The organism is Synechococcus sp. CB0205, from assembly GCF_000179255.1.
Lineage (GTDB): Bacteria > Cyanobacteriota > Cyanobacteriia > PCC-6307 > Cyanobiaceae > Vulcanococcus.
Genome location: NZ_ADXM01000046.1, coordinates 1 through 19,342, shown reverse-complemented (window position 1 = coordinate 19,342; position 19,342 = coordinate 1). Strand labels below are relative to the sequence as shown.

Here is a 19,342-nt window from a genome sequence, read left to right as displayed (position 1 = left end):
AATGTTAAATTCCGTAAACACTCTTGTGCGAAATTTCGTATGCTGAGGCTGTTATGGATGTAACACGCATTTTCGGGAATGCTTTCGAGTACGATTTGACAAGAGCATTCATTTCATCGTTGCGTGTGTCACCAGCAGGATAGCCATCGAAGCCAGCCATAAGAATTTGTGCAACATTGCCGCTTGCCGCCACCGCAAGCGCATAGGCAAGCACTAAGGAGGTCGGGGTCACGCAATGGGTCTCAAATATCTCAAACCTCCCTGCATCAATCCCCAATCCAAAGTCAAGCAACTCAACGCCATCCAGCTCGGCATGGAGATGATCAGGAAGCATGGAAGCCGGCGTAATCAGTGGTTGAGGCAAATCGGCATAGGCCTCAGCATCAGCAAGCAAACGAACGGGATGGCATGCAATACGTAGGTCAATCAGTTTCGAATCAATTGCCGACTGGGTATTGAGAGCCAAGACCAAGGGCTGGGCCCGCCGCACATAAGCCTCAAGGGCAGCAGCGTGGGCCGCCACACCAGGGCCGGTGCCGAGAATGAGTACATCCCTGCCTGCCATCAAATCTGCTGGCTTCCAGGTACCACGGGGCCTTCCACGATAAAATTGGCGGGCTCCATCAAGAGAATCCAAACTGAATTTCTTGCCACCCTGCGCTCGAAGTTGTTCGGTGACAGCAAGTATATCTTCATCGTCATACCTGGGATCGCCAATCATCTCCTGAATATAGGAGGGATGAATGCCGTATTTTCCAGCAAGATAGTAGTAAGGATTCGTGCCCCAGCCATATCTAGCCTTCATCGGCCCAAATGTTTGCCGGATCAAGGCCATTAATGGCACCAGATTGGAACGCCTGCCACGCAAGGCTTCCGCTTCGATGACTAGTTCTTCGGTGCGCGCGTTGCCAGGTCCTCGCCCCATCCCAGTGACTGTCGCATCCAGCCAGCTCACACCTTCAGCCTGTGCACGCAAGGTATTGGCCAAGGCGAGACCCATGTTGTCGTGGGTGTGGACGCCTAGATCACCATGCCAGCCCTGCCGAAGCCAGCTCACCATACGAGCGGTATCATTAGGGTTCATCGACCCTATCGAATCAGCGAAATAAAGCACCTCGATTGGCCAGTCGCTGGCCATCGCAGTTAATTCTCGCACCTGCTCAATAGTGCGATCAGCAATCTGCATGAGATTGAAACCAACGCGATAGCCACGTTCACTAAGCCAAGCCGCCGCAGGCAGTGCCTTCGGTAGTTCGTGAAAGTGACAGGCCAAGCGGACGATGTCGACAGGTGTCTCTGCGGCAATCCGAGGAAACAGACGCTTCAGCGCAGGGATACAGCCGATCTCGGTGCACAGATCGGCCCCATTCACCATCACGGCGACCAAAAGGTCAGATGGAATGGCAAGGCTATCTAGGAAATTATCAGTGGTGTATGCACATGCTCCTTTAAAGCCCTCATTCTTGAGGAAGCGAAAACCCAGCTCCACTACATCAACTTGAGCTGCCTTCATTGCCAGCAGGTAGTCTTCGACTAATCCAGCAGGAAAGTCCCAAGAGTTGTAATATCCACCATCACGAAGTGTGCAGTCTAACAGCAGTGGCATGGAAGCGCCATTCATCTCAACTTTTAACCAGCAGAATGGTTCTTGTCTGTGCGCACCAGCAAAGAGATCACAGTGACAAGGTGCGCTGCGGTGAGCCATCGGCTGCAATTGCACCCCGCTCCAGCTTCACAACGCGATCACAGCGCTGAACCGTAGTCAGCCGGTGGGCGATCATCACGATGGTGATTTCCTGGCTCAGCCCTTCCACCGCCGCCATCACCGCCTCTTCCGTACCGGTGTCGAGCGCGCTGGTGGCCTCATCGAACACCAGCAAACGCGCCTGCTTGTAGAGCGCCCGGGCGATGCCGAGCCGCTGCCGCTGGCCGCCACTTAGGCGAATTCCTCGCTCCCCCACGAAGCTCTGGTAGCCCTCCGGGCTGGCCTCAATGAAGCTGGCGATCTGGGCCTGCTCCGCCGCCTGCCGCACTCGTTCCAGATCGATCTGGCCTTTGGGCACACCAAAGGCGATGTTCTCGGCAATCGAACTGTCGGCGAGGTAGATGCTCTGGGGCACATGGGCAATCGCCGCCCGCCAGGCCGCCAGCCGCTGCGGATGGGCTGGATCGTGCAGATCCACCCCATCCACCAGGATCCGCCCCTGGCTGGGCTCCAGTAAACCCATCAACAGGTCCACCGTGGTGCTCTTGCCGCTGCCGGTGGTGCCGATCAGGCCGATGCGTTCACCGCGCCGAATCTCCAGATCCAGCCCGCGCAGCACCTGAGGCTGGTCCGGGCCATAGCGGAAGTGCACCGCTTCCAGGCGGATCGCCTGGTGCAGGGGGAGTGGCGCGGCCACCGTCACCTGCGGTGGCAGGGGCTGGTTGAGCATGGCCAGCACACTGGCCAAGTCAGCGTTGGTGCTTTTCAACCCTGCCCAGCCGACATACACCTGCTGCAGTGCAGGCAGGAGTCGCTGGGCCCCCAAGGCCATGGCCCCGAGCAACGGAATCACGGCAACTCCGCTGCCGCGCTGCAGCACCAAGAATCCCCCCAGCACAGCGATGGCCACCAAGCCGAGGGCCTCCAAGGCATAGCGGGGAAAGCCAGCCAGAAATCCGTTCGTGGCCCTCAGCTGCCGCTGGGGCCGGTCAGCGCTGCGGTAAATCTCTAGATAGGTGGGTTGGCTTCCATCCAGCAGCACATCGCGGATTGCCCCCATGCCTTCCTGCAACGCCTTGATCTGCAGGCGTGCTGCCACCGCAATCTTCTGGCCATTCACGCGCAACTGTCTTCTGGCAGTCACCGCCAGCAGTGCATACACAACGCCGAAAAGGGCCGCTGCTGCCAGTGCCACAGGCCAATCAATCAGCAGCAGCCCCGTGAGAAGACCAACTGCCACCACCGCTGCCGTAATCAGCTGCAATAGGGCACTGAGCGCGCTCACCGTGCCGCTAATCTGACCGGTAACAGCTGTGATCAGCGTCGCGCTGTTGCGCTGCACATGCACGGCATAGGGCTGATACAGCGTGCGCCGGTAGGCCTCACAGCTCAGATCCGAACCCACCGCCGCCGCCAGGCGACCATTCAGCCACATGTTGGCGAGCCGGATCACCGCCGCCAGCACTGCCGCCGCCGCAAAGGCAAGCGTGGCCGGCAGCAGCAGATCGCTCGCCGCCGTGAAGCCCACCCGCGCCGCCAGCGCCTGAATCAACGGCTGTTGCCACAGCCGCTCCGGATCACTGAGCACCCCCAGAAACGGCAATACTGCCCCCAGCGACACCAGCTCCGCCCCGCCACTGGTCAACATCACCAGCAGCAGACAGCCCAGCTGGATGCGCCGCCGTCGGCTGAGGTGGCCCCAGATGCCGCGCAGCAGGGTGCGGGTGGATTGGGGTGGTTGATCCATTGCCAGCGTCATCGTTCAGCCTTCGCCCACGGTCCGCACCTGCAGCGCCTTCGCAGGCACAGACGTTGCGCGTTGTGCGTTGCAGCGAATGGTGGTGCTGGGGGCGGATGGGAGCATGTAGGGCGAGCAGGGATTGGGTGCTTGGCTGCGGCAGGGTTGCGGCAACACAAAGCCCCACTGCCATGGCAGCGGGGCTGGAGCAGGGGGCCTTCGGGTGTGGCGTCAGGCCTGGGGCGCGGCGTTGGCGGCCAGCCAGGCGGCCAGATCGGCCGGGCCCTGGAAATCGAGCAGGGCCTGGATCTGGGCGGTGGTGGCCTCGCTCAGCGGGCCTCAGCGGCGGTTGAGGAGGTGGAGGGCCACGGCGGCCTCGTTCACGGTGGCCAGCGCTGGCTGGCGTAAAGTTAGCCGTGGCTTGGAGTTGGGGCTGCAGCCCGTGCGGAGGCCGGTGGAAGTCAAGTCTTGTTTGCGGCAGGAGGCTGAACGCCTCGTTCGGGCTGCGGCTCCTTTGGGTTCAGAGGGAAGCCCCACCCACGTCCTTCAGTCTCCCAGACCCACAGGACGTTGCTGCTTGATCGGTTCTGCCAGCAGGCGGCCCAAGGCTCCTGGATCGATGATGTCGAGGCAGACTCAGCATCCACCGACTAGCGCATGATCCGCAGCTGATCCGGCAGCGTCAACGGTTGAGAAATAGCCAAGGAGCGTATTGGGCCGCAAGCAAGCACTTCAAGCGCTGTTGATGCGCAATCGAGGGCATCACGCGTCCCCGGCGCCAGCGTCGAATGGAGGAGGGGCTCACCTGCAGGCGAGCAGCCAAACCCGTGAAGCTTCCAGCTTCCAGCTCCAGTGCATCCTCCACCAGATCAGCGATCTCATGACGCGCAATCTCGGCATCGGTGGTGTGATCGATCCGATCCCAGTCCACCTGGGGCGTGATGGATTTCCAGCTGCCGTCAGGCATCAGACGCATCAGTGCGCCGTTGTCTGTGTGCCTGTATCTCCCGAGGAAAGAGCTTCTTTTGCATCTGCCCGTAGAGACGAACCCGATCTTCACCGTACTCACGTCGGGTATCGGGTTCTCTGAAGGCCTTGCGGCCTGTGAAGTAGTTATCGAGGCAGATCACCTCCTCACCGGCATTCATCAGCCGATCAACAAGATGGGATCCAAGGAAACCGGCTCCACCTGTAATCAAGTTGCGCACGAAGAAGACCCGAACAGTCGAAGGAGCAAGGACTCAATCAATGACGCTGATCCAGCCACGTGAAAGCAAGCTGCGCTCGCTTACGCCATTGCCGAATTTTGGGGTAGCGATCCTCAAGGCGCTTGAGAACATTGTCTTGAGGGGACTGGGGTGTGTAGCCATTGCCATAGCCATAGCCATAGCCATAGCCATAGCCATAGCCATAGCCATAGCCATAGATCTTGCTCATGGGCTGGGTTTGATTGGTGATCAGACCGAGCAAGTCAGCCTCAGAAGTCTGAATCCGCTTAATGGCCTGGTCTGGCAGGCTGCGATCGATGCGACCAAGACTCACCACAAACAACAAACCGTCGAGGTGATCGCCCAAGAGAAGCGGGTCGACAAGGTCAAGTGCCGGAGGGCTATCAAAAAGAACAACGTCAAAGCCAGGCATCTCACGGAGGGTTTGAATCACCTCCTGGCTACGGCTTGAATTGAGAAGCTTGACGGCATCAGGCGGTCGACGGCCCACAGGCAACACAGCCAGATTGGATTCAGGCCACTGGATCAGTTCAGAGAGAGCTGGTGGACTCTCAGTAAACATCTCGCTCCATCCACGGGCACCGTCTACACCAAGCCGCTGATGGAGTTGAGCCTGGCGAAAATCTCCATCTACCAACAACACCCGAAGCCCTAAATCAGCAAGGGTTTGGCCGAGCAGTGCAACCAGTGTGGTTTTTCCTTCACCACTTGCCGTGGAAGTCACGGCTAACAGACGCAAACTCCTCCCTGCGCGCAGCAACTGAAGCGAACGATGCAGATTACGCAACGACTCGCGCAGAGCAAAACGCTGTTGATCATCCAGCTGATCCAACAGTTGCAACACGGACGACTGCTGATCAAGCGGCAAGAAGGGAACACTGCCAAGCAAAGGCCGATCAATCGAGAACTCAACTTCACGAGGGCTATGAAACACGTGATCCAAGCGATCACGAATCAGAGCCGCACCAACCCCGGAAGCAAGAGCCAATAGAATCCCATTCACCAAACTCTGACTAAGATTTGGTTCAACCGGAATGGAGCCAAAGACGGGCGGACTGATTACTTGCCAAGGCAACGTCTTTTGGGCAACTTCTAGGCGGTAAGTTTCGCGAGCCTTGAGGTAGCTGATTAGATTTTCACGGGCAACTTCTAGTCGCTGGTTGAGTGCATCGTATTGCTTGACAAGTTCTGGACCAACCACGCGAAAAACAGCTTCTAACTGCGCAGATTGCCGCTTGATCTGTGATTGCTGAACAGCATTTTCCTGGAGAGCCGAAGCAACAGCATCCAGCTGACGACGCTGCAGCAGCACCCGCAGCTTATTGCGCTGAGCCGTGAGGCTCTTGACTGAAGGGCTATCAGGCCGAAACGTAGCACTAGTCGAAGCCAGCTCCCGTTCGACATCAATCAATTCAGAGAGCAGCTGACTGAAGGCACCATTCGCGAGGACAGCACTGAGATCAGCACCCGTTGTAGCCGTGAGATCCGTTCCGTTAATGAATTGCGGTGAAAGGAGCCGTCCACGACGTACAGAGGCCCGCAAGGCAAGCAGTTGAGCCTCAGCTTGTTGCAGCGTGCGAATACTTTCCTGCAGAGAAGCTCGCTCTGCTTCAATCTGCTGTGCACGTGCTTCAGGAACAAGCAGTGCATTCTTCTTTCTAAAGTCTGCAAGTTCTTGCTGAATATCATTCACACGCTGCTGTAGACCTGGCGCCTGCTCATCAAGGAACTTCAGTCCCTGCACCAACTTTTCTTGTCGCTGCCTCAGGGAGTATTGCAAATAGGCTTGACTAAGAGCACGGAGCAGACTGTCACCCTGGGATGGCTCCCCCCAGGTCAAGGACACATTCAGGACCCCATTGGATTCACGCGTTGCGGTTTTGATCGCTACACGACCGCTCAACGCACCGTTTGGCAGCCCTTGGGACCTTGCCAAAGGCTGCAGCAACATAGGACTAGTCAGCACAGCAACAAGATTGGGCAAGTCAATCGAGCCGCTGTTCACAAAAGCAAGTTCATCGAGCTGATTGCTCGACTCACGCTCTTCTGATAATGGATCGCTGACAAGAAGGGTAAAACTACCTTGATACAGAGGCGACAAGATCCTCTGCTTGATCGTGATCAGCCCGGTTGCCGCAAGCGTGATGCCAAAGACAACCGCAAACCATCGACGTCTGCGCTGAAGACTAATCCAGATCTGACGAAGCTTAATGCCCCCCTCGGTTGAAGGAGGCATCAGGAGAGAGCGATCTGGAGCCGACGACAACGAACTAACCTTGTCAAGGCTGGTATTGGATTGCATAAATGACAAGGCCAAACACCTTCAATGCTTAAAGCGGATAAGGGCGCTCATCGGCAACGACTCAAACCTGAGGCTGAATCGTGATTCAAAGGAGCGAAAACCAAACGCTGATCTGTTCAACTAGTCTAGTCTGAAAGATTCTTTTTTAGTCGACTGCCCCATAGCGAGATTCTCGCCGAAAATGACGCGGGATTTCAAGGCATCCGGCCTAAATGCGCAAAATGGTGCCGCACTTGCTTGGGCCGGCCGTACCACGGCCAAAACGGTTCGTTGAAGTCGCGATAAAACAGGGTCACATCCAGGTGATCAATCGGTACGCGGTGGCGCTTGGAGAAGGCCACCAGCTCCTGCATCGTGGTGATCTGCCGCAGGTGAAACTGCAGATGCAAATGGGCACTCACCCAATCCACAAACGCCTGTACCTTCTGCCGCCGGCGCTCCAAGTCGCGCAGGGCGGAGCGGGGCTCTGGATCCGGCTGGGAATATCGGCTCATCAAACCCGAAAACGCCGTTGGTGCCATTGCCAGGCATGCTCGATCATCGTGCGCAGCTCTGGGTAGCGGGGGATCCAACCCAGTTCACGCATCGCCAAAGCAGCCGAAGCCACGAGCACCGGTGGATCACCCTCTCGCCGGGGGGCCACATGGGCCAGCAAGCCGCGCTCCGTGACCTGCTTGGCGGTTTCGATCACCTCCTGCACGGAATACCCGGTGCCATTGCCGAGGTTGAACACCTGATAAGTGGGTGAGGGTGCCAGCCGCTCGAGCATCTGCTTCAGGCCGAGCACGTGGGCATCCGCGAGATCACACACGTGGATGTAATCGCGAATGCAGGTGCCATCGGGGGTGGGGTAATCGTCGCCATAGATCTGCAGGTACGGCCGCCGGCCGCTCATCACATCTAGTACCAGCGGGATCAAATGAGTTTCTGGTTCGTGGTGCTCACCCACCAGAGCGGAAGGATGGGCACCGGCTGCATTGAAATAGCGAAAGGCCACCGATGGTTGGCCGTGGGCCTTGGCCACATCCGCCAGCAGCTGCTCCACCATGGCTTTGCTGCGGCCATAGGGATTGATCGGCCGCTGCGGGCAACTCTCCTGAATCGGGATCTGATCCGGGTCGGGTACGCCGTAGGTGGCGCAGGTGCTCGAGAACACCAGCGGGATCATCTCGCCGCGCCACTCTCCCTCCGCCAGCAACACCTCCACCAAGGTGAGCGACTCCGCCAGGTTGTTGCGGTAGTAGAGCGCCGGCTTCTCCACGCTCTCGCCCACATAGGCATAGGCCGCAAAATGCAACACCGCTTGCACGGGGGCCCGTTCAGTGGCGGGGTGGTGGCCACCGATCAGTTGCTCCAGCAAGGCACGATCACCCACCTGGCCTTCCACCAACGCCACATCTAAGCGCTCGAGAACATCGCTGTGGCCATACACCAAGTTGTCGAGCACCACCACGCGGTAGCCCTGCTGCTTCAGAGCCATCACCGTGTGGGAGCCGATGTAACCGGCCCCACCAAGCACCAGAATCGTCATCCCAAACGGGCCAACTGGCCCTCACACTCCTGGCGGTAAGCCGTCACCGTGCTCGCTCGGCCCTGCTCCAGCAAGATCCGCGCGCGCCAGCCCAGCCCGGCCAGCCGGCTGCTATCCAACAACTTGCGCGGCGTGCCATCTGGCTTGCTGGCATCCCACGAGATCGTGCCGCGAAAGTCGCATTCACGCGCCACGGCGTTGGCGAGATCGCGAATGCTGATTTCAGCGCCACTGCCCACGTTCAACACGGTGAGCAGCTCTCCATCGTCGCCGCAAGGTGCATCGCTGGCGCAATGCACGACAGCGGCCACCGGGCGTCCAGGATTCGCTGGATGGCTCCTCTCGAGCAAGGCGCGAACAAGGGGGAGATCACCGTAAGCACCTTCCACCAGCGCCCAGGCATGGGGGAGAACAAGGTCCGCGTTACCGACGCTGAGGTTGTCCAGGACGAGTGCGTTGTAGCCGGCTGAGGTGAGGGCAGAGACAACGTGGCTACCCAGGTAGCCAGCGCCCCCGGTGACCAGCACGAGCGGGGACGACATCAACACAACCGGTCAGGCATCAGAGCAGCAGGAGCAGGGGACACTTGCTCAAAAGTGAACTAGCAGACATCGATAGTTAGGGAAGGAAAAAGGAAGCAATCAGAAGACAAGATCAAAAGACTAAAGGCCTAAAAGCGCTCAAAGAATCGGGACGTCAGCTCCAATCATCCCAAGGGATCAAGGCTGAACAACGCCAAATAGATACAGCTATGGCGTGGAGGGCAAGAGGACGCGAGCGGTCGCTCAAGCTGTCGTTCTCACGGAGCAATCATGGCCGCCTCAGATGCAGTGCACGGACGAGATGGACTGAAAATAGATAGAGGGGTTCACCAAGCGAATAGCACTATGCAGCTACAACATTCAGGAGTGAGCACCTGTCTGAACTGGTAAAAGCTTAGTTGGGCTATGCGTCCCAAGGCCTTCACAAGAACGCTGTCCGATCGGATCCAGATCAGTAGTCACTCAGAGCGAGCAGAATGAGCACACGAGCGCCGCTAAGCATCACTTGGATTCGATCAGGAAGACTCGCAATTGGCCCGATACCGATCAACAATCACCAGTGGGAATCGCTCAGCAACCACTGCATCCGCAGCGTTCTTAGCTGTTGTGCCGCCAACGAAGCCGATTGGTCACCTCCCACACTATGGGAGCAGCGGCGCATCAGCCTGAGCGACCACCGCGATCCAGACGCCCTGCAACCTGCTCATCTGGCACAGGCCATCGACATGGCCATTGAGCTTTGGACCATGGCCCCACCCCTCTATCTCCATTGCTATGCAGGCCAAGAGCGCTCACCGCTGGTTGCGATTGGCGCCTTATGCCGCAAGGAGAACCTGGATCTGTTTGAAGCACTGGCTCAAGTGAAACGGCTGCACCCAAGAACCAAACCGTTGACCCAACACCTGGTGCTGCTGGACGAACTTCTCAAGCAATAAGATCGACCTCATAGGTCGCCATCGCCAGGGCCGTCAGAACCAATGCACGGCACGCCTCAATAAACGGAACTGCCAGGGGGCACGCTGCAACATCCTTCAGCATCAGGATGTAGGTGGTTTGCTCCAGCGGCTGAGCAAAAGGAATCAAGCTGAGCTCATCGCTATCAGGAACCCCCACTTGCAGCAGGCTCGACATGTAGGACAAGCCAACCTTGGACTGCATAGCGTGAACCCAATCACTGATGCGAGGAGCGAAGCGGGAGGAACCAGCATGCTTCCACGCTCCACGAGTCTTCAGCTCGCTGGCTGCGCGAGTTGCAACACCCTCAGGTTATGCAGGACTCGGAAAAACCTGAATATCCTGAGCTGAAACCTCGGCAAAGCCAACAAGAGGATGATCAGCGTTGAGAGCCAGGAACACCGGTTCACGCATCAAGGGAATAGCGACAAAGGGAGAAGACTGCTCTTCCAATGCGGAAACAATCAGGTCACCAGCCAGATCAAGAGAAGAGCTAACAATCAGATCAACGCGTCTCGCGAGCAGATGACGCCTGAGCTGCTCAGCAGTGAAGTAATGATGAGGCAACACGTCAAGCCATGGTCTTTGGAGCGAAACGCGGACGCGGCCGTGAAGGTAGGCAACAACTTCGGCCGTCCGCATTCAAAACGCCAATACTGAAAAGCCTGACTTAACAAGCAGAATGCATTGCTATTCTGCAGGATATCCTCATCAACACCACAGCCGCGCGATGGATAACTCAGACCAAACACGCCAAGTAAATCGCGCCAGCGACGACTAAGTTTGGAGGCAGAAACACCTCGAATGGAAGCTGCGTACTCGATATTGCAGTAAAGGTGCCACAGATCGACGAGATCCAGAATCTCAAACAGGGAAGTCTGCGAAACCTTGGTCATCACAACAAACTCGCTCTAAGCGGCAAGAGCCTGCTCAGGTTGACCAAATCGGCCAACAGAGAGAGAGAGAGAGGTAGCGTCATACGATCAAAGCGCAAGCTGAAATCGTCTTTGAGCAGATCTCCGAAAAGTAGCCGGAGCGATGGGAGTCGAGTCGTATCCATAAGAAATGTTTCATTCGACCCCGAAAGCTAGGGGTTCTGCTGCGACGACGAGGACTTGGACGGTTCCAGGCTCAGAAGGGCTCTGCTTAGCAGCCCACTGTTCAACCGCAGCTTGGACCGTGGGATTGCGGGGCGCGACCAAGGCCTCGCCTGCACCTTGGTCATCAACCACAATCGGAATTTCTTGCCGCTCGCGCAGACCGGGAGCTGGAACACGAACCATCGCAACACGGCTGACAGGCCTTGATGGATTCAATTGATGCCGCATCGCTGTACGCCAGTGCAACGGCAGTGCAGCAAGAGGGTCGCCAGATCGCTGCTGTTGCATCCGTTCAGCACGAGCAGCGACAGGCATCGCTGGCTCTTTGAGAGAAGCCAGCGTGATTTCTCCTCCCAGCCCGTCAGCCTTCCTGAGGCGATGCATAAGTGAGGCAGGCTCCGTCAAGGCAGTTCGGGGCAGCTCAAAAGAGCCTGGACGCTCTGGCTGAGATAGGGAAGGTTGAAGCGAGGCTTGTGGAGTCGGTGGATTGTTGACAGGTTCGAGCTCAAGAAGCGCCAACGCACTGGTTCTTGCAAGCCGTACTGTCGGATCTCCATCGGAGAGTGCAGATTGGGGCAGTGTGGAAAGGGGTTCATAACCTGGATTGATGGAGCGCTCAGAAAGTGCCCCCAGCTGCATCAGACGCATCGCGACATCCTGCTCTGCAGTGCCGCCAACAAACTGGGGAACCTCACGCCAACGAGCCAGGATCAATTGTGATTGATCGAGAAGCCAAGGAAGGCTCCAAAGACCTGCATTGGCAAGAGCAATCAAAAGAATGGGATGCCTGAAGTGTTTCATGGGTCAGTTGTTGTTGTTGTCCTGAATCAGCCTGACCAAAGCCCAAATATTGACGAGGCCGGTCACCGGTGTAGCGATCGCACCGATCGCATCGGATAAGCGTGCGTAATTGCTGCGATTCACAATGACCGTGTCTCCATCACGCAAAGGGGGATTTCGGGAACTGCTGACGCCTTGTGAGTAGTCAATGGAAAACAACTCACGTGTCGCTGTGCCATTGCGATTAATGCGCACCAACTCAACATCGCTGCGCTTGGCTCGCCATGTTTTGGGACCACCAGCAGCCAGAATCGCCTGGACAACCGGGGTATTGGCCTTCAGCTCAATGCGCCCAGGCTGGACCACTTCTCCCACCACATTCACCTCAATGCTCTGAGGTGAGAGATTGGCTGCAGCCAGTTCCATGACCTCGGAACTGGGCGTCAAAGCAGTGCCGATGACAATCGTGTCACCATCAAAGACAAAGGGGTTCTGGCGCTTGTCTCCACGTTGCAACAACGCCGCGAGATCAAGCTGAGCCTGCCTCAGCTGCTGACTATCGCCAGGAAGACGACGCTCCAAGGTCACATTGGTCAGGTCAGCGTTGAGGGTCAACCCTCCTGCCTTCTGAATGGCAGTCACCACGGTGGGTAATCCACTGATTGTACTGGCTGGACCACCTTCAGTCTGTGAGATTTCGCTCGTTGTCAGCGAGTAGAGACCAGGACTCTCGACCTCACCAACGACAGAAATCTGAATCGGCCTGGCACGTACAACCCTCAGGTTCAAGTCAGGCCGCAGCAGATAACGCCCGTAGAGGCTCTTGAGCCATAAATTAGCCTGGTTGACAGTTAGGCCTTCCAACACAACATTTCCAACCAGTGCCAGACTCGCGCTACCGTCATTAAGGATATCAAAGACTCCACCTAGATCTTTCGCACCCGGATCAAGGATCGTTAGCTGGAGTTGATCACCAGGACCCAGGATGTAAGCATCTTGGGTCACAATAAAGTTCTCAGAGGGGGCTTGCATGCGCCCTTGAGCGACAGCTTGCAAACCAGCCGCCGCTCCGTTTGAGAAGCTAGCCCACGCGATTGCTCCGCAACCGATCACAACACGCCTAAGCGCAGGCGACAACCTAGAAAGCGAGCGTTCAGCGGCCATGGACGAAACAGGCCATAGGAGACAAGTCCACATAAGTTAGACAGACAACAGAACCTGACCCGAGCCAAGTCGCAACAGGCATAGGAGAATGCGGACAGCGGAGCCGAAGAGATTTGACGGCACTCATGACAGCCAAGCAATCTGACCCTTGAAGGGCGACAAAACCTCGGCCAGCTTTTTGTGCAGATGCCGGAAAGTATCAGCAAAGCAAGGATCAGAAATCACATCGCGATGAGCAACAATGGCCAGGCATTCACAAATATCAAGGTCATAGTTTAATCTTTCCAATTGATAGTGACGCTCAAGCCGCGGCAAAAGATGAGGAGCTGCGTAACTCAAGGAGTGGCCATCAGACCCAGAACCTTCCCAAGCTGACTCCTCATACTGAGCCGACGGATACGCGAGTGTTCCAAGGCCATGGCTTTGCAATGCAGACATCAGCAAAGGAGCCGCCCCCAGCGAAAGCCCAGGTGAGGAGTACTGAGCGAACACATCAGCATCAAGCTCATGACTTCCCTGAAGGGGATGATCCCTATGAGCAAGTAACTGCAGATCCCAGGTGCAAATGGGGATGCACATCATGGCCGTCCCCAATGGCGTCCTTGCCAGACGGAGCCGCGACAACGGCTGATTGAGCAGCGGCTGGAATTCCATGATTCCCATCACGGCCATATCCAGAAGTCGCTGCTCCAGAAGCGAGAGCAGCCGAAGACTGTTCATCGGCCTAATCGGAAGCTCTGATCCCCATCCATCCACCATGGGAACAGGCTGTCGTCCAAGTTGCCAGCCTCGCGTGAAGCGCATTCGGCCCTGCCGAACGCGACTGCGCTGAGACGCCTGCCTCAGACTTTGCAGAACATCGAGATTACGAGTGGCCTGATAGCGGTCACCGATACGGTCAAAACCAAATTCCCAAGCCTCACTGAAGGCGCGATAGCGCCTCGAACAACTGCTCTGAGACAACCCAAGAGCCTCAGCAGAGATTACGGTGCTGTTAAACAGCTCTAAATAATCAAGGATCTCGAGGTCGGAAGGAAATTCCGTCTGCACAACGAATGTAGGCGAGCCTATCACGAACGGATTAATATCAATATTACCCAGGCGGGTACCAATAATTCAGTAGAAACCGCCAGGCTGCATATGCATATTCAGCAAATGATACTACCTATCGGGCTATGCAGATTGTGCATTTCAAGCCTGAAGACCCGTTGCACAAATGGATCTCACGGCAGACCGTAACAACAAATACACAGGTGAAGACGCCCAAGATCAAAGCCACTTCGACTTAACCACCCCAAAAACAAACCCCTACCCAGTGTTGGGTAGGGGTCAAAGGGTGCAAGGAGAGAGAGAGCCTAGTCGTAAAGCCTTTTACCATCAGCTCGGCGATCAGTCAGCCGTCGCGCCTGACGTCGTGTGAACTCCCCGACGCTGGGATTCGGCACCAATGGATCAACATGGGCAACCTGCTGCCAGAGGTCACGATGAGCCCAGCGAATCGCGAGTGAGCCCTGATGATCTCGACTCAGATGGCACCACCGCTTTTGGCCGCATTCAACACAAAACATCTCCTCTAGCCATTCATTGCTAAGGACTAGAACCGGATAAGCCTGAATGACCAGACGGGCTTTCTTGTCTGACATCCCACGCGATTTCAATTCTTCTGACGACAGAAGATGAATGAAGTACTTCTTACCGGTGCCACTAATCAGCTGTTCATGATGAGCCGGACAGTAAAGCTGTCGTCGTCTGGGTCGCTGCCGAGTACGTCCAGCACCAGCTTTAGATGGCGTCCGGGGGTGTGCGGCACCCTGCCCATTCCTGAGTTCCAGCGCTGTGGGTTCGCCCAGTTGATCGGCCGTATAGCTGACCCCTGTAAGACGCTTCGAATTCATAGCCCATGGCCCAATGGGACCTATCAGCGCACACCCTCACGAACAGGAGCAAGCTGGGAATCACGATTTGCATACGCACCTGCACAATGCGCATCAGAGCAGTCGGAACCGTAGCCACCGTTACATCGAGACTTCGTCGGCTGAATACTGCAGCTGCAGTGTTGTGCGATGGGCCACCCCGCTTGGTCCCTTCTCCCCCCTGAAGCGACGTAACGCCGCTGTCACTGCATGAGCTTGCCTGGCGCCAGCGAAGCATCAATGCCGTGCAAGCAGCCATCGAGGGCACTGAAGCCCCCATGACTGTTACGGCCATCAGACCCGAGAAAACCGTCCGGGAGAACGGCCGGCGGGAGGCGGAGCCTCCCGAGGTGGCTCAGATCACTGAGACCGTGGTGCCCTTTTGACCCTGGAAGTGCTGGGCCATCGCATGAGCATCTTCTGCAGGAATCAGGCGGAGCTTTTTGACGGGCTTCCCGCGGCGACCGATGGGGGTGGTGATGCGCTCATGGCCATAGGCCTTGATGCCAACTGCTTCGCAGAAGCCCAAGGGCTACGGGATAGGTGTGGAGCACCAGGAAGCGGATCTCGCAGCAGGGAGCGGTGGGGCGTGCCCCGAACACAGCCCTCGGGGAAGGCGTGGAACACCCCGACCGAGGCCCGCTGTGGCGGAGGCGGCAAGGACCGCGCAGCGGCCCGGCCTGATCCTTGCCGCCTTCGACGCAGTGGGCACGCTGGGAGGGTCCACGCCGCTTCCATGGCACGACCCGCCGCGGCTGTGTGGTGAGCCGATTGCTGGTACGGACCGGAGGGGAGAGCCTCAAGGCCTAAGGCCAGGAGTGAATCACCGAGAGGGTGAGCAGTCCTCGAGATGCACCCCACCGGCTCAAGACGCACCACCAGAAGCGCCGCGCCGGGCACCTCCAGGATCGCCCCTGGTCAAGGGCTACGCGAGGCGAGCGGACTGGTTTGTGTGGCGCGATCGCTCCGGCGCTGCCGGTGCTCACCGCGCATCAGCGGATGGACTCGCCCCTTGACTGGCGGAGCGGTCCTGAAGGCGTCCCGTCGCTGCGCCGGAAGGCGTCAGTTCGTCATGGTCAGCCATGCGGTTGGTTTTGATCCTGAGGATCCGGTTGGGTTGGTTGAGTCCTGCTATCGGGCCGTGGAGTGGCTGCTTGCCACCCACACCGCCAAAGGGCTCTTAATCCCGAGGCCCTGGATCGATCACCCCTATAGGGAAGAAGAGATTGCCCTGCTCGAGGAGGAGTTGCTGCCTGCGATGGCGGTATTTCTCGCTCGGGTGGAGGCGATTGATCGAGCGATCGAGGCCGATCAGGAGCTGGAGTTCAAAGCTCATCAGGCCCGCTGAGGGCCAGGCCGGCAGTGGCCGGCCTTTTCTGCTGGTCCCGTTGGGCAGATCAGGGGATGCGCAATTCGCAGGTGTCGCCTGCGCTCAGATCAGCCACCACCTCCACCACCTGATTGGCGGCAGCTCTGATCCGCGGCCAGCTGGTGGTTGAGAGCACAAGAATCGCGATGGTGCGCTCCTGAAGGTTCTGTCGGTAGCGCAGGTTGGTGTCAGTGGTAATCAGCAGTTCAAAGCCTTGCTGCTCAGCCAGGCGGATCAGATCGCCATTGGTCACGGTGGACCAGCCCTGCTCATAGGCCGTGCTCACCACATGGGCCGTGAGGGATCGCCGCAGGGGGGCAGGTGTTCCCTGGTCAAACAGGATGCGCACTACGCCAGGGCTACAGCTGTGCTTCTGGCGGCGTGCTCGAGCACCAGCCGTGCCTGCTCGATCGTCACCCCAGGGAAGACCTCCACGAACTCCGTGAGGGAAACGCCGTCCTCGAGGTTCTGAAACAGTGCAGCCACCGGGATGCGCGTGCCGCGGAACACCCAGGCGCCGCTCACGCGCTGGGGGTCCCGTTCCACGGCGGAGCAGTCCGCCCAATCCAGCTGGCTGGTTGTCGACATGGCGGCTGCCTCAAAGGGCCAAAGAAATCGTAGGCAGGTCGCTGGAATCAGGCGGTAGCGGTTTCAGCCAGGAAGCCCTCGATCCAGCGCTGGTGGCGGTTGTTGGTGATCAACCCCGCCAGCGAAGGCTGGGCATCAGGCACCTGGAAGGCAGCGCGGAAGCCCTTGGAGAAGGCCTCGAGGCGAGCAGGGGCCAGGGCTTTGATCCGTTCATGGAGAGCCGTGATGGCCGCGGGCTCAAGATGGGCATCAGCCGCTGGAGAGGCCACGAACCCAGCTGTCGAGGCAGCGGAGCTGCTCACCTGGCGTTGCTGCTTGTCGTAGAGCGCCAGGCCGAATGGATTGCCAAAGGTCATCAGCGCCCTTTTGGTGGCATCGGTTTCGGCTTCCTTGAGCGCCGATTCATGGGCCAAGCCCTTGTCGGCATCAATGCCATGCCCAGCGCCTGAGCCCTCACGGATCAAGGTGCGGTGGCCAGCGGTAACGGTGATGCGCACGCGGGCGGTGTAGGTGACGCCCCAGCCGCTTTTGCGATCCCGGCCAATCGGCCGTTCGTGCTCCGCCACGCAGCGGCTGATCAGGGTGCAGCGCTCCCAGCCGTCAAAACCAAAGATGCGGTTGGCTTCTGCAATCACCTGCCACCCCTCGAGATAGCTCACCCGGCTGCGGCCCTGCTCCCGCTGGCGAACATTGGCCCGATCCAACGGTGCCGACAGCAACGCCACCTGCCTCTCACTAAAGCCGGGGCCAGGCCCCCCCCTCGAGGTGGGCGGTTGCAGGGGCGGGCGATGGTTGAGCAGCGTCTTGGCTCAGCGTTTCGCGCAGCAGTTGGAGCGTTGTGGGTGGCCGGCTGGTGGCGTTGCGGCGAATTGGAGCGGAGTGGGTGGTGTTGGTGGCTGTGGATGTGATGGCCATGCCGATGAAGTGGTGTGTGTGGAGTGGAGAAAAGGGAATGGGGCCCGCACCTGCAAAACCCCATCGAGAAGGGGCCCCTGCCCCCTCAGGTGATGGACCAGTGGCGGCATTTGATGAGGCGTGCGCCGGGGACGGCGGTTGCGGAGAGGGAGAAGGCGAGGTGGGCGGCTTCTGGTTTGGGTGGTGAGGAGGTCTGGGGGGAGGAGATCGGGGTCATCGATCTCGATGGCTTCTGTGGTGCGGGAGGTGAGGCTGGCGTGGCCCCTGAAAATCGGTCCAGGTGAATGAGAGTCCTCATCCGACCAGACTGGGCCGGGGACTCCACCATGAAACGAACCCGCCACACACCCGAGCAGATCATCCGCAAGCTCAAAACGGCTGACCAGTTGCTTGCCCAGGGCCAGACAGTTGCGGAAGCCTGCCGAGTTCTCGAGGTCTCCCAGCCCACCTACCACCGCTGGCGGCAGCTCTACGGCGGAATGAAGGCAGAAGAGGCCAAACGGCTCAGCCAGCTGGAGAAAGAGAACGCCCGGCTCAAAAGGCTTCTGGCGGAAGCAGAGCGCGACAAGGCGATGCTCAAGGATCTCGCTGAGGGAAACTTCTGAGCCCGGAGCGCCGCCGGCGGGCCGTCACAGTCCTGCAGGAGCGTTACCGGGCATCCCAGCGGAGGGTCTGCCGCTTGGTGGGCCAGCACCGCAGCAGCCAGCGCGATGTCGGCAAGGTCGTCGATCTTGAGGAGGCCAAGCTGAGGCATCGTCTCCGCGAGATCGCTTCCGAGCACATCCGCTGGGGCCGGCGCATGGCCCACCGCCTGTTGCGGCGGGAAGGCTGGACGGTGAACCACAAGCGGGTGCACCGGCTCTGGCGCGAGGAGGGCCTGCAGCGGCCCACCCCCGCAAGCAGAAGAGGGCACGCCCGGCTGACGGCTCGGTGCGACGTCACCAGGCTGCGCACCCGCACCAGGTCTGGGCGATGGACTTCCAATTCGACGCCACGGCCGATGGCCGGCGGCTCAAGTTCCTCAACGTGATCGACGAGCACAGCCGTCTCTGCCTGGCCATCCGGGTGGGCAGGCGCTGCAAGTCCAAAGACGTCGTGGCGGTGCTGGAGGAGCTCACCAGCCTCTACCCAGCCCCAGCGTTCATCCGCAGCGACAACGGGCCCGAATTCATCTCCCACGCCCTCAAGGGCTGGAGCGTGAACAGCGGCACCACCACGGCCTACATCGAACCAGGATCACCGTGGCAGAACGGGTTTGCCGAGTCGTTCAACAGCCGGTTCAGGGATGAGTTCCTGAACACTGAGCTGTTCACATCCGTGAGCGAGGCCCAAACCTTGGCTGATCGCTGGCGCTGGGAGTACAACACCTTGAGGCCGCATTCAGCCCTCCAGGGGCGTACGCCCCTGGAGGCAGCTCAACCAGCTGCTGCATAACCACCCACTCTCATTGCGCCTGGACCAATGAAGGGGGTCACGTCAAGGGGAGCAGATATCACCCAGCAAGCCCTAAAT

Annotated in this window: 21 protein-coding genes and 2 pseudogenes; 6 read left to right on the top strand and 17 right to left on the bottom strand. The window is 58.6% G+C overall.

The features are described 5' to 3' along the window. Positions 1–4: 4 nt before the first annotated feature. Both CB0205_RS0107910 and CB0205_RS0107905 read right to left on the bottom strand, forming a co-directional pair. Entirely contained in the window at positions 5–1,705 is a 1,701-nt protein-coding gene (locus tag CB0205_RS0107910) for an aldolase catalytic domain-containing protein (protein WP_232197271.1), read from the bottom strand. After that, on the bottom strand, positions 1,674–3,464 hold the full coding sequence (locus tag CB0205_RS0107905; RefSeq protein WP_156797874.1) for an ABC transporter ATP-binding protein: 1,791 nt from the start codon (positions 3,462–3,464) through the stop codon (positions 1,674–1,676). The genes CB0205_RS0107910 and CB0205_RS0107905 overlap by 32 nt, the downstream gene beginning before the upstream one ends. Positions 3,465–3,593: 129 nt before the next feature. On the opposite strand from CB0205_RS0107905, the gene CB0205_RS0107900 reads away from it, so the two are divergent. Continuing rightward, positions 3,594–3,851 (top strand): hypothetical protein, encoded by a 258-nt coding sequence (locus CB0205_RS0107900; protein WP_156797873.1) that lies wholly within the window; start codon positions 3,594–3,596, stop codon positions 3,849–3,851. Between the two features lie 274 nt (positions 3,852–4,125). On the opposite strand, the gene CB0205_RS0107890 is transcribed toward CB0205_RS0107900, so the two are convergent. The 6 genes and pseudogenes from CB0205_RS0107890 to CB0205_RS16500 form a co-directional block, all read right to left on the bottom strand. Beyond that, positions 4,126–4,410 carry a helix-turn-helix transcriptional regulator gene (locus CB0205_RS0107890; RefSeq protein ID WP_010316238.1) on the bottom strand — a complete coding sequence of 95 codons (285 nt, stop codon included), beginning with the start codon at positions 4,408–4,410 and terminating at the stop codon, positions 4,126–4,128. Positions 4,411–4,537: 127 nt separating this feature from the next. Further along, positions 4,538–4,651: pseudogene (locus CB0205_RS15315) on the bottom strand (NAD-dependent epimerase/dehydratase family protein); the annotation flags it as partial. Positions 4,652–4,688: 37 nt separating this feature from the next. Next, positions 4,689–6,908, bottom strand: coding sequence for a tyrosine-protein kinase domain-containing protein (locus CB0205_RS0107880; RefSeq protein WP_010316236.1), 2,220 nt, complete (start codon positions 6,906–6,908; stop codon positions 4,689–4,691). Positions 6,909–7,168: 260 nt separating this feature from the next. Next, positions 7,169–7,468: a hypothetical protein gene (locus CB0205_RS0107875; protein WP_010316235.1), complete on the bottom strand. Its 300-nt coding sequence runs from the start codon at positions 7,466–7,468 to the stop codon at positions 7,169–7,171. Then, complete coding sequence (gene galE / locus CB0205_RS0107870) at positions 7,468–8,505, bottom strand: UDP-glucose 4-epimerase GalE (RefSeq protein ID WP_010316233.1); 1,038 nt, start codon at positions 8,503–8,505, stop codon at positions 7,468–7,470. The genes CB0205_RS0107875 and galE overlap by 1 nt, the downstream gene beginning before the upstream one ends. After that, the gene (locus tag CB0205_RS16500) at positions 8,502–9,047 is read right to left on the bottom strand and encodes an NAD-dependent epimerase/dehydratase family protein (protein WP_083797916.1); all 546 of its coding nucleotides are present in this window, start codon (positions 9,045–9,047) and stop codon (positions 8,502–8,504) included. The genes galE and CB0205_RS16500 overlap by 4 nt, the downstream gene beginning before the upstream one ends. 476 nt (positions 9,048–9,523) lie before the next feature. Between CB0205_RS16500 and CB0205_RS16495 the strand changes: the two genes are divergently transcribed. Further along, positions 9,524–9,982 (top strand): dual specificity protein phosphatase, encoded by a 459-nt coding sequence (locus CB0205_RS16495; RefSeq protein ID WP_232197270.1) that lies wholly within the window; start codon positions 9,524–9,526, stop codon positions 9,980–9,982. Here the strand turns inward: CB0205_RS16495 and CB0205_RS0107855 are convergent. The 5 genes from CB0205_RS0107855 to CB0205_RS0107825 form a co-directional block, all read right to left on the bottom strand. Beyond that, the gene (locus CB0205_RS0107855) at positions 9,972–10,178 is read right to left on the bottom strand and encodes a hypothetical protein (RefSeq protein ID WP_156797871.1); all 207 of its coding nucleotides are present in this window, start codon (positions 10,176–10,178) and stop codon (positions 9,972–9,974) included. The genes CB0205_RS16495 and CB0205_RS0107855 overlap by 11 nt on opposite strands. A gap of 135 nt (positions 10,179–10,313) precedes the next feature. Continuing rightward, complete coding sequence (locus CB0205_RS15955) at positions 10,314–10,643, bottom strand: hypothetical protein (RefSeq protein ID WP_156797870.1); 330 nt, start codon at positions 10,641–10,643, stop codon at positions 10,314–10,316. 428 nt (positions 10,644–11,071) lie between these two features. Further along, positions 11,072–11,902 (bottom strand): hypothetical protein, encoded by an 831-nt coding sequence (locus CB0205_RS15950; RefSeq protein ID WP_156797869.1) that lies wholly within the window; start codon positions 11,900–11,902, stop codon positions 11,072–11,074. A 3-nt stretch (positions 11,903–11,905) separates the two neighbouring features. Beyond that, positions 11,906–13,045, bottom strand: a complete 1,140-nt coding sequence (locus CB0205_RS0107830) for an SLBB domain-containing protein (protein WP_232197269.1) — start codon at positions 13,043–13,045, stop codon at positions 11,906–11,908. Between the two features lie 123 nt (positions 13,046–13,168). Further along, entirely contained in the window at positions 13,169–14,095 is a 927-nt protein-coding gene (locus tag CB0205_RS0107825) for a hypothetical protein (protein ID WP_029626223.1), read from the bottom strand. A 1,108-nt stretch (positions 14,096–15,203) separates the two neighbouring features. Here CB0205_RS0107825 and CB0205_RS15945 point away from each other — a divergent pair. From CB0205_RS15945 to CB0205_RS0107810, 3 genes are all read left to right on the top strand, one after another. After that, positions 15,204–15,344, top strand: coding sequence for a hypothetical protein (locus CB0205_RS15945; protein ID WP_156797868.1), 141 nt, complete (start codon positions 15,204–15,206; stop codon positions 15,342–15,344). Between the two features lie 301 nt (positions 15,345–15,645). Continuing rightward, the gene (locus tag CB0205_RS16640) at positions 15,646–15,768 is read left to right on the top strand and encodes a hypothetical protein (protein WP_255344646.1); all 123 of its coding nucleotides are present in this window, start codon (positions 15,646–15,648) and stop codon (positions 15,766–15,768) included. Between the two features lie 202 nt (positions 15,769–15,970). Beyond that, positions 15,971–16,306, top strand: coding sequence for a hypothetical protein (locus CB0205_RS0107810; RefSeq protein WP_232197268.1), 336 nt, complete (start codon positions 15,971–15,973; stop codon positions 16,304–16,306). A 49-nt stretch (positions 16,307–16,355) separates the two neighbouring features. Here CB0205_RS0107810 and CB0205_RS0107805 read toward each other — a convergent pair whose 3' ends face one another. The 4 genes from CB0205_RS0107805 to CB0205_RS15940 are packed head-to-tail and all read right to left on the bottom strand — an operon-like array spanning position 16,356 to position 17,830. Further along, on the bottom strand, positions 16,356–16,676 hold the full coding sequence (locus tag CB0205_RS0107805) for a hypothetical protein (RefSeq protein ID WP_010316214.1): 321 nt from the start codon (positions 16,674–16,676) through the stop codon (positions 16,356–16,358). Continuing rightward, a complete protein-coding gene (locus CB0205_RS0107800) occupies positions 16,676–16,915 on the bottom strand; it encodes a DUF433 domain-containing protein (RefSeq protein ID WP_010316213.1) in 240 nt (79 codons plus the stop codon). Before CB0205_RS0107800 ends, CB0205_RS0107805 begins: the two co-directional genes overlap by 1 nt. A gap of 47 nt (positions 16,916–16,962) precedes the next feature. Next, positions 16,963–17,619 carry an RAD52 family DNA repair protein gene (locus CB0205_RS0107795; protein WP_010316212.1) on the bottom strand — a complete coding sequence of 219 codons (657 nt, stop codon included), beginning with the start codon at positions 17,617–17,619 and terminating at the stop codon, positions 16,963–16,965. 31 nt (positions 17,620–17,650) lie between these two features. Then, complete coding sequence (locus CB0205_RS15940) at positions 17,651–17,830, bottom strand: hypothetical protein (protein ID WP_010316211.1); 180 nt, start codon at positions 17,828–17,830, stop codon at positions 17,651–17,653. Positions 17,831–18,156: 326 nt separating this feature from the next. Between CB0205_RS15940 and CB0205_RS15660 the strand changes: the two are divergent. Then, positions 18,157–19,264: pseudogene (locus CB0205_RS15660) on the top strand (IS3 family transposase). The last annotated feature ends 78 nt before the right edge of the window (positions 19,265–19,342 follow it).

Coding starts and splice junctions, on each gene's coding strand:
- CB0205_RS16500 (WP_083797916.1), bottom strand. CDS start 9,047: ATGTCGTCCCCGCTCGTGCTGGTCACCGGGGGCGCTGGCTACCTGGGT.
- CB0205_RS0107855 (WP_156797871.1), bottom strand. CDS start 10,178: ATGTCGAGCCTGCTGCAAGTGGGGGTTCCTGATAGCGATGAGCTCAGC.
- CB0205_RS15950 (WP_156797869.1), bottom strand. CDS start 11,902: ATGAAACACTTCAGGCATCCCATTCTTTTGATTGCTCTTGCCAATGCA.
- CB0205_RS0107905 (WP_156797874.1), bottom strand. CDS start 3,464: ATGACGCTGGCAATGGATCAACCACCCCAATCCACCCGCACCCTGCTG.
- CB0205_RS0107830 (WP_232197269.1), bottom strand. CDS start 13,045: ATGGCCGCTGAACGCTCGCTTTCTAGGTTGTCGCCTGCGCTTAGGCGT.
- CB0205_RS0107800 (WP_010316213.1), bottom strand. CDS start 16,915: ATGTCGACAACCAGCCAGCTGGATTGGGCGGACTGCTCCGCCGTGGAA.
- CB0205_RS15940 (WP_010316211.1), bottom strand. CDS start 17,830: ATGGCCATCACATCCACAGCCACCAACACCACCCACTCCGCTCCAATT.
- CB0205_RS0107910 (WP_232197271.1), bottom strand. CDS start 1,705: ATGGCTCACCGCAGCGCACCTTGTCACTGTGATCTCTTTGCTGGTGCG.
- galE (WP_010316233.1), bottom strand. CDS start 8,505: ATGACGATTCTGGTGCTTGGTGGGGCCGGTTACATCGGCTCCCACACG.
- CB0205_RS15955 (WP_156797870.1), bottom strand. CDS start 10,643: ATGCGGACGGCCGAAGTTGTTGCCTACCTTCACGGCCGCGTCCGCGTT.
- CB0205_RS0107890 (WP_010316238.1), bottom strand. CDS start 4,410: ATGCCTGACGGCAGCTGGAAATCCATCACGCCCCAGGTGGACTGGGAT.
- CB0205_RS16495 (WP_232197270.1), top strand. CDS start 9,524: ATGAGCACACGAGCGCCGCTAAGCATCACTTGGATTCGATCAGGAAGA.
- CB0205_RS0107880 (WP_010316236.1), bottom strand. CDS start 6,908: ATGCCTCCTTCAACCGAGGGGGGCATTAAGCTTCGTCAGATCTGGATT.
- CB0205_RS0107875 (WP_010316235.1), bottom strand. CDS start 7,468: ATGAGCCGATATTCCCAGCCGGATCCAGAGCCCCGCTCCGCCCTGCGC.